The organism is Rhodanobacter sp. FW021-MT20, from assembly GCF_041107475.1.
GTDB lineage: Bacteria > Pseudomonadota > Gammaproteobacteria > Xanthomonadales > Rhodanobacteraceae > Rhodanobacter_A > Rhodanobacter_A glycinis.
Window position 1 is genome coordinate 97,919 of record NZ_JBGBPX010000011.1, and the last position, 12,929, is coordinate 110,847.

Here is a 12,929-nt window from a genome sequence, read left to right on the forward strand (position 1 = left end):
CCACCTTTTCCGTCCCGGCATCCCAGGAGCGTGGGCGGGAGAAACTTTCGAGGCGAAAAAGTGGCTGCGTGAGGACAGATTTTCGACGATTCGCCGGCCCATAGTGATTCTATGGGCCAAGAAGCGACGGACATATGGACCACGCAGACGCTTTTGCAGCCCGGAAGATTTCTGCCGCCCACGCTCCTAGACCCGAAGTCCCGTGCGTGCCTGCATCACGTCAGCAAGGCGTTGTGGTAGACCTCGCTGACATCGTCCAGCGCGTCGAGCTTCTCGAGCAGCGTGGCCAATGTTTCCTGCGCATCCTCGGGTACGGCCACGCGGTTGTTCGGACGCATGCTCACGCCGGCGTGTTCGGATTCCAGCCCCGCCGCGGACAGCGCCTGCTGCACCGTCTCGAAATCTTCCGGCGCGCACAGCACCGTGCTTTCGCCATGTTCGTTGACGACGTCGTCGGCACCGGCCTCCAGGGCTGCTTCCAGCACCTTCTCCTCGGCCGCCTCGTCGCCGCGGGTGGCGAATACCAGCTCGCCGCAGCGGGTGAACTGGAACGCCACCGAGCCGGAGGTGCCGAGATTGCCGCCATGCCGGGTCAGCGCGTGGCGCACGTCGGCCACGGTGCGGGTGGGGTTGTCGGTGAAGCAGTCGATGATCAGCGCGATACCGGCCGGGCCGTAGCCCTCGTAGCGCAGTTCCTGCATGTCGGCGCCGCCATCGGCACCGGAGCCGCGCTTGATCGCGCGCTCGATGGTGTCCTTGGTCATGTTGGCGGCCAGGGCCTTGTCCATGGCCGCGCGCAGGCGCGGATTGCCGGCCGGATCGGCCACGCCGGAGCGGGTCGCGACGGTGATCTCGCGGATCAGCTTGGTGAACACCTTGGCGCGCTTGGCGTCTTCGGCATTCTTGCGGCCTTCGATGGACGGGCCTCTACCCATGGGAATTCCTGCGGCTGGCTATGGGACAAGCCGGCGATTTTACTTCAATCCGGGCCCGCAACGGCAAACCGGGCTCAGATCGAGCCCGGGTGCTCGAATCCGCCGCTGTGCAGGAATCGCGTCACCTGCCGCGCCACGTCCTGCGAGAACAACAGGCCGGTATGGCTGGTATCCATCACGCAGTGGTCGGTCAACCCGGGCAAGCGGGTCTCCTCCACCGCCACGGTGCCGTCATGCTGGCCTTCCACCTGGCCCAGCATGGCGCCCAGCCCGAGCGGTGTGCAGCCGGCGATCACGCCCAGTTCGCGCGGATCGTCCCAGCGTTCGAAGCCATGCTCCAGCAACTCGCGATTGTTCCCCAGCAACACCTCGCCACCCCGCCCGAGCCCGGCAAAACGGCGCGCGGCGGCACTGCCCTTGAGCGGCGAGCCCAGGCAGACGATGCGCCCCGGCGGCAGTTCATCGGCATGTTCGGCACAGACGCGCAGCGCCAGCAGGCCGCCCAGGCTGTGACCGACCAGGTGCACCGCATGGCCGCCGTCGGCCAGCTCGACCATCTGCTCCTGCAGGCGCTGCAGGATGCGCTCCTGCTGCGCCGCCACGCTGAGGTAATCAAAGCGATGCACGCGGAAATCGGCCTCGATCAACCGCCGATGCAGCATCGACAGCGCGAAACCGCGCATCCACAAGCCATGCAGCAGGATGATGTGGTCGGTCATGGGAAAGGGTCAGGAAGAAGCCGGCGACATCACCATAGTCTCATTCCGATGAATGATCGGAATGAGACCCGCTTCCTCAATGCTCCGGCGTTTCCCCGGCCACGCGCACGTGCAGCTCCTTGAGCTGTGCGTTGCCTACCGGCGAAGGCGCATCGGTCATCAGGTCCTGCGCGCTGGTGGTCTTGGGGAAGGCGATCACGTCGCGGATCGACTCGGTACCCGCCATCAGCGCGGCGATGCGATCGATGCCGAAGGCCAGGCCACCATGCGGCGGCGCGCCGAACTTCAGCGCCTTCAGCAGGAAGCCGAACTTCGCCTCGGCTTCTTCCGCGCCGATGCCGAGCAATTCGAACACCGCGCTCTGCATCTCCGGACGATGGATACGGATCGAGCCGCCGCCGATCTCGTTGCCGTTGAGCACCATGTCGTAGCCGCGGCTGACCGCGGTGGCGGCATGGGTCTTCAGGTCGGCGATATCGTCGATCTTCGGCGCGGTGAACGGATGATGCAGGGCGACGTAGCGCTGCTCTTCCTCGTCGTACTCGAACATCGGGAAGTCAGTGACCCACAGCGGCTTCCAGCCGTCTTCGACCAGGCCACGATCCTTGGCCACCTTCAGGCGCAACGCGCCCATGAAATCGGTGACTGCCTTCCACTTGCCGGCGCCGATGAACACGATGTCGCCGGACTGCGCGGCGGTCGCCTTCAGCACGGCATCCAGCGCCGTATCGTCGAGGAACTTCGCCACCGGCGAGCTGACGCCTTCGCGGCCCTTGGCCAGATCGTCCACCTTGATCCAGGCCAGGCCCTTGGCGCCGTAACGGGTGACGTATTCGGTCAGCCCGTCGATCTCCTTGCGGCTCAACGTGGCCGCACCCGGCACGCGCAAGGCGGCGACGCGACCGGCCGGATCGTTGGCCGGATCGGCGAACACCTTGAATTCGACCTGCTTCAGCGCATCGGCCACATCGACCAGCTCCAGCGCAATGCGCAGGTCCGGCTTGTCCGAGCCGAAGCGACGCATCGCCTCAGCCCAGGTCATGCGCGGGAAGGCGGCATCCAGCTCGACGCCCTGCACTTCCTTGAACACGTGGCGGATCAATGCCTCCACGAAGTCCTGAACGTCCTTTTCCTCGACGAAGGCGAACTCCAGGTCGAGCTGGGTGAATTCGGGCTGGCGGTCGGCGCGCAAGTCCTCGTCGCGGAAGCAGCGCGCGATCTGATAGTAGCGATCGAAACCGGCCATCATCAGGATCTGCTTGAACAGCTGCGGTGACTGCGGCAACGCGTAGAACTGGCCCGGGTGCACGCGGCTGGGCACCAGGTAGTCGCGCGCGCCTTCCGGCGTGGCCTTGGTCAGGATCGGCGTCTCGATGTCCTGGAAGCCGCGCGCATCGAGATAGCGGCGCAATGCCTGCACCAGCCGGGTCCGCTTGCGCATCATCGCCTGCATTTCCGGGCGACGCAGGTCGAGGTAGCGGTAGGTCATCCGCATGTCTTCGTTCGGATTCTCGTGCAGCGCGAACGGCAGGTCCTTCGCGGCATTGAGGATCTCGACCTTGTCGGCGACCAGCTCGACCGTGCCGGTCTTCAGCTTGTCGTTGACCGAAAGCCGCTTGCGCAACGTGCCGGTGACGCGCACGCAATACTCGTAGCCCAGCTCGCCGGCCACGGCGAAGGCATCGGCGTTGTCGCGCTCCACCACCACCTGTGCCAGGCCTTCGTGGTCGCGCAGGTCGACGAAGGCCACGTGGGCCTGCAGGCGGATCTTGTTGACCCAGCCGCACAGGATGACGGTCTGGCCGATAAGCGTCTCGTCGATGAGACCGCAGTAATGCGTGCGCATGCGCTTGGAACTCCGGGCCGTGGCCCTCGGGAAACGGGAGGAAAGACCTGCAATCTTAGCACCCCGCGCCCCAGCCCAGCGCCCCGCCCGGCGCGTTCGCCCGAGCCGGCATCACCAATGCCGATAGCCACCACGTGCTTCGCGGAACTGGCCGCGGCAGCCCTTCTTCACCCACACGGAATAGCGGTCGCTGCCCCAGGTCTGACCCTCGATGCACGGCGCATCGGACATCTGCCTCGACAACTCGGCATGGCGCCACGGCACCTGGCAGCGCGCGCCGCGATTGTCGTTGCTGGCGCAGTACACCTCACGATCGTCGCCTGGACGATGGTCGCCGCCCGGCCAGCCAAAGGCGCGCGCGTCACGAAAATTGCCGCGGCAGCCGCCTTTCACCCAGACGCTGTACGGGTCGCGCCCCCAGGTTTCGCCTTCGACGCACGCCGCATGCGACATCTGTTGCGCCAGCACCGAATCGCGCCACGGCATTTGGCAACGCGTTCCACGGCTGTCGTTGCTGGCGCAGTACACCTCGCGCCCACCGCCCCCACGCTCCGCCCGGCCCTGCGCGTGTGCAAAACCGCCAAAGACCGCAAACATCGTCAGCAACGCAACGACGGCAACGACAGGGGCACGGACAGGCTTCATGCGGACCTCGGACATGGACGTACACCGCCACGATAACCACACGACACCCCAGCGGTACACCCTGCCCGACGCCTGATCAGGGCAGTGTTCAGCTTGTACCGTCACTTCGTGGTGGCAGAACCTGATGAGGTCGTCGGCGCAGGCGCGGGCGCGGCAGAAGGCGCAGGGGCAGCAGAAGGCGCGGGAGCGGCAGTGGACTGGCCGGCATCACCCGCCAGGTTGTGCTTCTTGTCGCCGGCCTTCTTGAAGTCGGTTTCATACCAGCCGCTGCCGGCCAGGCGGAACGAGGGTGCGCTGACCAGCCGATGCACCTGCGGCGCCCCGCACGTGGGGCAGGCTGCCGGGTCCGGATCGGACAATTTCTGCAGGCGGTCGAAGTGATGGCCGCACTGGGTGCACTCAAATTCGTAGATGGGCATTCGATCTCTCCGGGCGCAATCGCCCGATTCACAATGACCGCCATTATCGATCCAGCGGGCCACATTTCAACGAGCACGATGCTCCGGGCATGCCTTTCGGCGGTTGGTGCCGCCCAGGCGTAAAGAGTAGCCTGACCGCGGGAGAAGTATCGGCGGCGGTTGCCGCCCTGGATCTGTCGAGTCATTTGCTTATGCCGCAATAGACGTCTAGACGTCTATTGACCGGTATCGGGCAAGGCAATACCCTGCCTACGTTGCAATGCAACATATCTTCGGAGAGCCCCATGAAAAAGAAGAACTCATCCATCGTCCCGTTGCGCATTGCCCTGCTTCCCGCCGCCCTGTTGCTGGCCTTCGCCTCCACTGGCGTCGCCGCGCAGGACACCAACACGCCGTCTTCCGCCAACGCCAAGAAACTGCAGACGGTGATCGTCACCGGCACCCGCGCCGACAACCGCACCGAAAGCAGCTCGCTCACGCCGATCGACGTGGTCTCGGCCAAGGTGCTGCAGCAGACCGGCACCAACGACCTGCCCACCGCGCTGGCGCGGATCATCCCGTCACTGAATTTCCCCCGCCCCTCCGCCGCCGACACGGCGGACACGCAGCGCCCGGCGCAGTTGCGCGGACTGTCGCCCGATGAGGTGCTGGTGCTGGTCGACGGCAAGCGCTGGCATCCCGGCGCGATCCTGCTCAACAACGGCGTGATCGGACGCGGCTCGCAGCCGGTGGATCTCAACACCATCCCGATTTCGGCGATCGACCATATCGAAGTGCTGCGCGATGGCGCCTCGGCGCAATACGGTTCCGACGCCATCGCCGGCGTCATCAACATCATCCTGAAACACGGTGCGAAGGGCGGTGATATCGAAGTCACCGGCGGCCAGTATTCCGCCGGTGACGGCCGCCAATGGCAGGGCACGGCCAACTTCGGCATCCCGCTCAACAACGACAAGGGCTGGCTGCGCTTCTCCCTGGAAAGCGGCAACGAGGACAACACCAACCGTGCCGGCGTGGACAACCGTTCGCCGGCCTGGGAAGCGCTCGGCGTGAACTACCGCCAGGGCGACCCCTGGGTGCACAGCAACAACGTGCTGCTCAATGCGCAATACGACATTACGCCCGACGTGCAGTTCTACGCCTTCGGCCATTACAGCCGCCGCAACAGCATCTCGCCGGCGTTCTACCGCTACGGCCTGAATTCGCCCTCACCGAAAAGCCCGCTGATGGCCTCGATGTACCCCAACGGCTTCCTGCCGCTGGAGAACGCCGACTCCTTCGATCAGTCGCTGGTGGCTGGGGTGCGCGGCAAGGTGAACGGCTGGCGCTGGGACGTCTCGGCCAATGCCGGCGGCAATCGCGTTTCCTACGAGACGCGCAACAGCATGAACTTCGCCTTCTTCAACGACTTCGGCTACTCGCCCAGCATATTCCAGGACGGCGTGCTCAAGTCCAGCCAGCAATCGTTCGACATCGACATTGCCAAGGATCTCAATCCGGGCTGGCTGCCCAATCCGGTGACCCTGGCCTTCGGCACCGAGTACCTGCGCCAGGGCTACCAGATCAATCCGGGCGAACTGGCCTCCTGGTACGTGGGTACCTCGGGCGTCTCCGGCGGCGCGCAAGGCTTTGCCGGCTGGCAACCGGCCAACACGGTGAATGCCGCGCGCCATGACGTGGCCGAGTACATCGACCTCGAAACCAACCTCACCGACAAGCTCGGCGCCTCGCTGGCCGTGCGCCACGAGAACTACTCCGACTTCGGCGGCACCACCTCGGGCTCGCTGTCGGCGCGCTACGACTTCACCGACAGCTTCGCCCTGCGCGGCAGCGCCTCCACCGGCTTCCGAGCACCGTCACTGGCGCAGCAGTACTTCTCGCAGATCTCGTCGTTCTATTACGCGGCCGGCTCCAAGAACCTGTGCCCCAACGGTCCGACACAGCCATGCCTGCCGGCCGGCATCTACAACAGTGGTCTGGTGCCGGCGAACAGCCGGATCGGCGCCTTGCTCGGCGCCGAATCGCTGAAGCCGGAAAAGTCGCGCAACTACACTTTCGGCGCAGTGTGGAGCCCGACCGACACGCTGAACCTGAGCCTTGACGTCTACCAGATCTACATCGACAACCGCATTGCGTTGTCCACCAGCCTCGGCATCACCTCGCCCACCGTCGTCGATTACCTGAAGGCGAACGGCATCACCAACCTCGATTACACCAGCATCAACTACTTCACCAATGCCGGTGACACGCGCACCCGCGGCGTGGACTTCGTGGGCACGTGGGTGAAGGATGCCGGAGACATCGGCACGTTCACCACCACGCTGAGTGCGAACTACAACCAGAACGTGGTCACCAGCATCAAGCCCAACCCTGCCGTGCTCGACAATCTCGGGATCAACCTCACGCGCCTCAGCCGCCAGGACATCAAGGGCTATCTCGCCAATTCCTCGCCGCGCAGCAAGTTGATCCTCAACGAGCAATACGCCATCGGCAACTGGAGCTTCAACGGCACGCTGACCCGCTACGGCCGCTACACCAGCTACCTGAGCAACATCAGCCAGTACGGCACCCACGACAAATACGGCAACCTGGTCACCGACCAGACCTTCAGCCCGAAGTGGGTGCTGGATCTGTCCGGCAGCTACCGCTGGCAGAACTGGACCTTCACCCTGGGCGTGGACAATGCCACCGACACCTACCCGGATCGGAACATCGCCACCAACACCAACACCGGCACGCTGCCATACTCCACGTTCTCGCCATTCGGTTACAACGGCGCCTACGCGTACGGCAAGGTGCGCTACAGCTGGTGATTCCGGCCGGGCATGGCGTTGTCGCATTCGCCTGCAGTGAAACGACGCAGGCAACCCCCGGCCAGACCGGGGGTTGCCTGTTGGATGCGACTCGAATTTCTTTCCCGCAACAGCCACCACTATGCTGTGGCCATCGACTGGCAGGCATGGGCGTGAAGAGATAACCGGAGCACGCGTTCCTCTCTCGCCGCCACCGTGGTGATGGTGGCGAGCGAGACCTGCTGGCCCCATGACTTCACACCCGGCGCCGACGGAGCAACAACATGCACAAATCATTGATCGCCGGCATCGTCATCGCTGCATGGATGACGGTGCCCGTTGCCTCGGCACGTCAAGCGGCACCCAACCAGCACGATATCTCCAGCCAGGCGCTGGATGTCTCGGCTCCGGCCACCACGATGGCATCGCTGGCACAGGTGAAGCTGGTCACCGCCAAGCACGCCATGGTCGTGTCCGCGCAGCATCTGGCCACCATGGTCGGCGTGGACATTCTCAAGCAAGGCGGCAATGCGGTCGACGCCGCGGTAGCCGTCGGCTACGCACTGGCCGTGGTGCATCCGTGTTGCGGCAACATCGGCGGCGGCGGCTTCATGACCGTGCACCTGGCCAACGGCAAGAACCTGTTTCTGGACTTCCGCGAAAAGGCACCGCTGAAAGCCAGCCCGACCATGTACCAGGACGCCAAGGGCAACGTGATTCCCGGCAAGAGCACCGGCACCTGGCTGGGCGTGGGCGTGCCGGGCACGGTGATGGGACTGGACAGCGCGCTGAAGAAATACGGCACGATGTCGCTGCAGCAGGTCATCGCTCCGGCGATCAAGCTGGCGCGCGACGGTTTCGTCCTGCAGCAGGGCGACGTCAACATCCTCAATGAGCGGGTGAAGACCTTCGCCAAGCATCCCAACGTGGCGGCGATCTTCCTCAACCACGGCAAGCCCTATGTCGTGGGTGACCGACTGGTTCAGCCGCAGCTGGCGCATACGCTGGGACTGATCGAACACGGCGGCACCAATGCCTTCTACAAGGGCGAAATCGCCCGCAAGGTGGTGGCCGCGAGCAAGGCCGATGGCGGCATCCTGTCGATGCGCGACTTCGCCGACTACAGCGTGAACTGGGCCAGGCCGGTGACCTGCACCTATCACGGCTACACCTATATTTCCGATCCGCCGCCCAGCTCCGGCGGCACCACCATTTGCCAGATCCTGGAAATCCTCGAGCCGTATTCGTTGAGCCAGTGGGGCTACGGTTCGCCCAAGGCCGTGCATTATTTCATCGAGGCCGAGCGGCGCGCCTTTGCCGATCGCAACACGTACCTGGGCGACCCGGCCTTCGTGCACAACCCGCTCGACCGACTGCTGTCAAAAGCGCACATCGACAAACTGCGCAGCACCATCCAGCCGGACAAGGCCACGCCGTCGTCCGAGGTCAAGGGCAGCCTGGGTGCGACGGAAGGCACCAACACCACCCAGTATTCGGTGGTGGACGCGAAGGGCAATGCCGTGTCGGTCACCTACACCATCAACTACCTGTTCGGCGTGGGCCAGATCGCGGGCGACACCGGCTTCTTCCTCAACAATGAGATGGACGACTTCACCTCCAAGCCGGGCGTGCCCAATTCCTTCGGCCTGGTGCAGGGCAAGATCAACGACATCCAGCCGGGCAAGCGCCCGCTGAGTTCGATGTCGCCCTCCATCGTGCTGAAGAACGGCAAGCTGTTCATGGTCACCGGCAGCCCCGGCGGTTCCACCATCATTTCCACCACGGTGGAAAGCTTCCTCAACGTGGTGGCGTTCGGCATGAACATGCAGCAGGCGGTGGATGCGCCGCGCCTGCACCAGCAGTGGTTGCCCGAGCTGACCATGATCGAGCCCGGCCTGCTCACGCCCAAGGCCCGGCAGACGCTCGAAGCCATGGGCCATCACTTCAAGGAAGTCAAATCCTGGGGTGCGGACGAAGCGATCCTGGTCAACCCGAAGACGCACTTGCTGGAAGGCGCCAACGACCGCCGGCGACCGGCCGGGCTGGCCGCTGGCTACTGAGCGCACGAACCAGCCCGCCCGGAGGCATTCCAGGCGGGATTTCAAAAACGCGGCGTCCACACGTCTTGGCCATAACCCGGCATGACGTGGCGCCTCCATGAAAAGCACTCCATCGAAAGCGATAGCACGGTTGTGGCTTGAAGCCGTGCGCAGCCGCTGGTCGCTGCGGCTGGCCGCGGGCGAGAGCGCATGGTGGCTGGCGTGGCGGATGCTGTGCTGGCTGTGCGTGTTTCCGCGCCAGACGCGCTGGCTGCAGACAGTGGACGCCTCGCCGGCACTGCGTCAGGCCGCGCGCACCGATCCGCGGCTGTACGAACGCTGGCACGCCCCCTTCGTCTCGTCACGCTTCGGCCCCGACGCGCGCTGCCGGATCGTCGCCGCGCACTACGCCTTCGTGCAGCAGCACCTTCCCGCGCGCATGCGCCAGCGTGTCCTGCATGGCCAGGATATCCGCGTGGCCACGCTGCGCCCCGCAGGGCATGCTCCGGTCAGCCTGCATCTGCGCAAGCCCGCGCGTGCCGAAGCCGGCGAGCTGGCCTTGCTGCTGTTGACCGGCGACAAGACGGTATTGGCCACCTGTGCGCTCACCTTTGCCGGCGACGATGGCCTGCTGGTGGCGGCCCTGCCCTCTCCCCCGCCACAAGCCGACGATGCCACCATGCGCGCCTTCCTGCGCAGCAGCCACGGCGTGCATCCCCGGGAATTGCTGCACCTACTGACGCGCGAACTGGCCACACTCCACCAGTTGACCTGCGTGCATGTCACCCCGCTGCACGCGGGTTGCGGCGAAGCGGCACGCCACCCGGCGCCATGCCATGACACGGTGCCGACGCCCGCACAGATGTTCTGCCGCGACGCATGCGCCGCGTTCCTTGCAGCATTCCACGGTTCCGCCCGACGCCAGTCGTCGCTGGCGAAATCGGCCGGCCCGGCGCCCGACCGGCAGCCCGCTGCACGGGACCGGCACCTGCTGGCCACCAGCCCGTGAGTGTCATCCAAGCCCGCTCAGGACCTCAGAGATCGAACGCGGCGCTGAGCCGTACCACGCGGCCTTCGCGCAACGGCACGAACGACTGGTTGGCGTCCACCGCATAAAGCGTGCGTGCGAACAGGTTCTTCGCCCCCAGCGTCATCCGCCAGCGATCGGCATGGTAGGTGATGCCAAGCTCCATGCTGGCCTGGCCGGGGATGTCGAAATACGTGCCGTCCCCGGCATGCCCGAGGCTGCGGCTGCGCGCGAAAATGCCGCCGGCCACGCTCCACGCCTGCCACCCTGCGCGCTGGAAGCGGTAATTGACCCACACGTTGGCCTGACGCCGCGGCGACGCGACCGGCAAACTGCCGTCATGATTGCGGATGCGCGCCTGGATGTAACTGGTGGAAAGATCCAGGCCCGGCAGCGGCTGGCCCTCGAACTCGATCTCCACGCCACGGTTGGTCTGTCCCGGCCCGGGCGTGGCAAAGTACGGCGGCTCTGGCGAAATCAGGTCGACGCTGTGATCGAGCCGGATCCGGTAAGTGGCCACGGTCAACCGCGCCCGCTGGTCGAACAGGCCGAAGCGGGCCCCCGCCTCGAGCTGGCGCGACACCGACGGCGGCAACGGGCGACCATCCTCGCCCAGCAGCGAATCGGCCTGGAAGCCGGTGGCGCTGGACGCGTACAACGACACGTCCGGTGCCGGCTTGTAGACCACGCCCAGGCGCGGGATCCAGATCGATCGGCGCTGTGTCGGCGCCGTATCCGTACCGTTGCCGTGCAGCGCATAAGTGGTACGCCGCAGTGCCGCCAGCACATCCCATGATTCGCCCACCGCGATCTGGTCCTGCGCAAACACGCCGGTCTGGGTCGACCAGGAGCCACCCAGCGGGCGTACCGCGTCGATCGACAATTCGTTCGAACGCGCCGAGGGCAGATGGCCGCCAAGCATCAGGTTGAAGCTGTGCAGCCGGCTGGTCGTCACCGTATTGGCCGTATCGGCCAGGGCATCACTGCCATTGCCCGTACCCGTACCGGTGCGCGTGCGCGCGTAATCGAAACCAAACAGCAGCTCGTGCGTCAGCGCGCCCTTCTCGAAATGCCCTGCCAGTTCGTTCTGCAGCGTGTAGAACGCATCGGAGTAACGGTAGGCATTGGCCTGTGCCCCCGCCTCGCCCGAGGGCTGCGTGTTGACGAAGGCCCACGCCTGGCCGCTGTCGTGCTGGCTCACGTACTGGCCGCGACTGCGCAGGCTCCAGCCACTGCCCAGGCTCTGTTCGGCCATGTAGTAGGCGCGACGGGTGCGGAAACGCGCATGGTCGCTGGCATTGCCCGGCAACACGTCGAACGGCGACGAGGCGCCGAGCGTGTCGCCAAGCAGCACCACGTGATCGGGTACCGGCACGCGGTTGTCGATGTACTCGGCGCCCAGCAGCAGGCGCGTGCCACCACTGCGCCAGGCGATCGACGGCGCCAGGTAACTGCCGCGCTTGCCACGGTAGCCCTGGGCCGTGCGATGGGCGTCGTTGCCTTCGGCGATCAGGCGATAGGTGAACTGCCCCTGCGCATCCAGCGCGCCGGCGAAATCGAAGCCCAGGCGCGTGCCGTCGTAACGCCCGGCGGACACCGTCATCTGCCGCACCGGCTCGGCCTGCGGGCGCTTCATCACGATGTTCACCGCACCGCCGAAGTTGTTGTCGACCGAGGCTTCGCCCAGGATCGCCTCCGGCCCTTTCAGCACTTCCACCCGTTCCACGCCGATCAGCGGTGGCAAATCCTCGATCCGCGCCACGCCATTGGGCATGCCGTCGGTGAGACCGTTGCCGGCGTTGAAACCGCGGATGCGGAACAGCGGCGGGCCGCCGAAACCATCGACGTAATCCACGCCCGCCACGTGGCGCACCACGTCAGCCACCTCGAAGGCCTGTTGCGAGTCCATCAGGTCACGCGTCACCACGCTGACCGATTGCGGCACGTCGACCAGGTCGGTATCGGTGCGCGTGGCGCCGCGGGTGGCATCCGCCTTGAAGCCGATGTCGCCCGGGATCACGCCCGACACCTGCACCGGATCCAGCGCGCTGACGATCGGTACGCTGGGCTTGGCGCCGCGCAAGCGGCTTTCGAACGACAGCGCCGGCATGAAGGCACGCCGGCGCACCACCACCGTGCGTGCGCCGACCACTTCGTAGTCCAGATCAGTGCCCTGCAACAGCCGGGTCAAGGCCTGTGCCAGCGGCAGCGAACCGCTGGCACCGGGGCTGTGTCGCCCCTCCACGGCACCACTGGCGGCCAGGATCTGCACATCGGCCTGGCGTCCCAGCGCCATCAGCGCTTCGGGCAAGGGCTGCGCGGGGATCGAAAGCGTGGTTTGCGTCGACAGCAGCGGTGCCACCGCAAGCACCCGCGGACTGGCCAACGCCAGCGCGAGCAGCATGCCCGCACCGCAAAGTCCATGTCGTGTCCGGCGTGCCGTTACCACGACCCGCGGAGGCCATGACGGCCCTGCCATGCCGCCGCGCAGTGACCGCCGCGACGCT

9 protein-coding genes are annotated in these 12,929 nt (G+C 65.7%); 3 read left to right on the forward strand and 6 right to left on the reverse strand.

Annotated features, from left to right (window positions below):
- Positions 1 to 215 precede the first annotated feature (215 nt).
- The 5 genes from AB7849_RS12800 to AB7849_RS12820 form a co-directional block, all read right to left on the reverse strand.
- On the reverse strand, positions 216 to 935 hold the full coding sequence (locus AB7849_RS12800; protein WP_008211015.1) for a YebC/PmpR family DNA-binding transcriptional regulator: 720 nt from the start codon (positions 933 to 935) through the stop codon (positions 216 to 218).
- Between the two features lie 74 nt (positions 936 to 1,009).
- Entirely contained in the window at positions 1,010 to 1,654 is a 645-nt protein-coding gene (locus AB7849_RS12805) for an alpha/beta fold hydrolase (protein WP_008211014.1), read from the reverse strand.
- Positions 1,655 to 1,730: 76 nt separating this feature from the next.
- Positions 1,731 to 3,500, reverse strand: coding sequence for an aspartate--tRNA ligase (gene aspS, locus AB7849_RS12810; protein ID WP_008211013.1), 1,770 nt, complete (start codon positions 3,498 to 3,500; stop codon positions 1,731 to 1,733).
- A 111-nt stretch (positions 3,501 to 3,611) separates the two neighbouring features.
- Entirely contained in the window at positions 3,612 to 4,145 is a 534-nt protein-coding gene (locus AB7849_RS12815) for a DUF3011 domain-containing protein (protein ID WP_157618070.1), read from the reverse strand.
- 101 nt (positions 4,146 to 4,246) lie between these two features.
- The gene (locus AB7849_RS12820) at positions 4,247 to 4,564 is read right to left on the reverse strand and encodes an FmdB family zinc ribbon protein (RefSeq protein ID WP_008211010.1); all 318 of its coding nucleotides are present in this window, start codon (positions 4,562 to 4,564) and stop codon (positions 4,247 to 4,249) included.
- Positions 4,565 to 4,848: 284 nt separating this feature from the next.
- Here AB7849_RS12820 and AB7849_RS12825 point away from each other — a divergent pair, with 284 nt between their 5' ends.
- From AB7849_RS12825 to AB7849_RS12835, 3 genes are all read left to right on the forward strand, one after another.
- Complete coding sequence (locus AB7849_RS12825) at positions 4,849 to 7,377, forward strand: TonB-dependent receptor plug domain-containing protein (protein WP_008211008.1); 2,529 nt, start codon at positions 4,849 to 4,851, stop codon at positions 7,375 to 7,377.
- A 263-nt stretch (positions 7,378 to 7,640) separates the two neighbouring features.
- Positions 7,641 to 9,416, forward strand: a complete 1,776-nt coding sequence (ggt, locus tag AB7849_RS12830; RefSeq protein WP_369501128.1) for a gamma-glutamyltransferase — start codon at positions 7,641 to 7,643, stop codon at positions 9,414 to 9,416.
- A gap of 97 nt (positions 9,417 to 9,513) precedes the next feature.
- The gene (locus AB7849_RS12835; RefSeq protein ID WP_369501129.1) at positions 9,514 to 10,404 is read left to right on the forward strand and encodes a DUF535 family protein; all 891 of its coding nucleotides are present in this window, start codon (positions 9,514 to 9,516) and stop codon (positions 10,402 to 10,404) included.
- A gap of 25 nt (positions 10,405 to 10,429) precedes the next feature.
- Here the strand turns inward: AB7849_RS12835 and AB7849_RS12840 are convergent, their stop codons facing one another.
- Positions 10,430 to 12,826: a TonB-dependent siderophore receptor gene (locus tag AB7849_RS12840; RefSeq protein WP_008211003.1), complete on the reverse strand. Its 2,397-nt coding sequence runs from the start codon at positions 12,824 to 12,826 to the stop codon at positions 10,430 to 10,432.
- Positions 12,827 to 12,929: the final 103 nt, after the last annotated feature.

Excerpts from the sequence above, each read along its gene's own strand:
- AB7849_RS12800 (WP_008211015.1), bottom strand. The coding sequence starts at position 935 with ATGGGTAGAGGCCCGTCCATCGAAGGCCGCAAGAATGCCGAAGACGCC.
- AB7849_RS12805 (WP_008211014.1), bottom strand. The coding sequence starts at position 1,654 with ATGACCGACCACATCATCCTGCTGCATGGCTTGTGGATGCGCGGTTTC.
- aspS (WP_008211013.1), bottom strand. The coding sequence starts at position 3,500 with ATGCGCACGCATTACTGCGGTCTCATCGACGAGACGCTTATCGGCCAG.
- AB7849_RS12815 (WP_157618070.1), bottom strand. The coding sequence starts at position 4,145 with ATGAAGCCTGTCCGTGCCCCTGTCGTTGCCGTCGTTGCGTTGCTGACG.
- AB7849_RS12820 (WP_008211010.1), bottom strand. The coding sequence starts at position 4,564 with ATGCCCATCTACGAATTTGAGTGCACCCAGTGCGGCCATCACTTCGAC.
- AB7849_RS12825 (WP_008211008.1), top strand. The coding sequence starts at position 4,849 with ATGAAAAAGAAGAACTCATCCATCGTCCCGTTGCGCATTGCCCTGCTT.
- ggt (WP_369501128.1), top strand. The coding sequence starts at position 7,641 with ATGCACAAATCATTGATCGCCGGCATCGTCATCGCTGCATGGATGACG.
- AB7849_RS12835 (WP_369501129.1), top strand. The coding sequence starts at position 9,514 with ATGAAAAGCACTCCATCGAAAGCGATAGCACGGTTGTGGCTTGAAGCC.
- AB7849_RS12840 (WP_008211003.1), bottom strand. The coding sequence starts at position 12,826 with ATGCTGCTCGCGCTGGCGTTGGCCAGTCCGCGGGTGCTTGCGGTGGCA.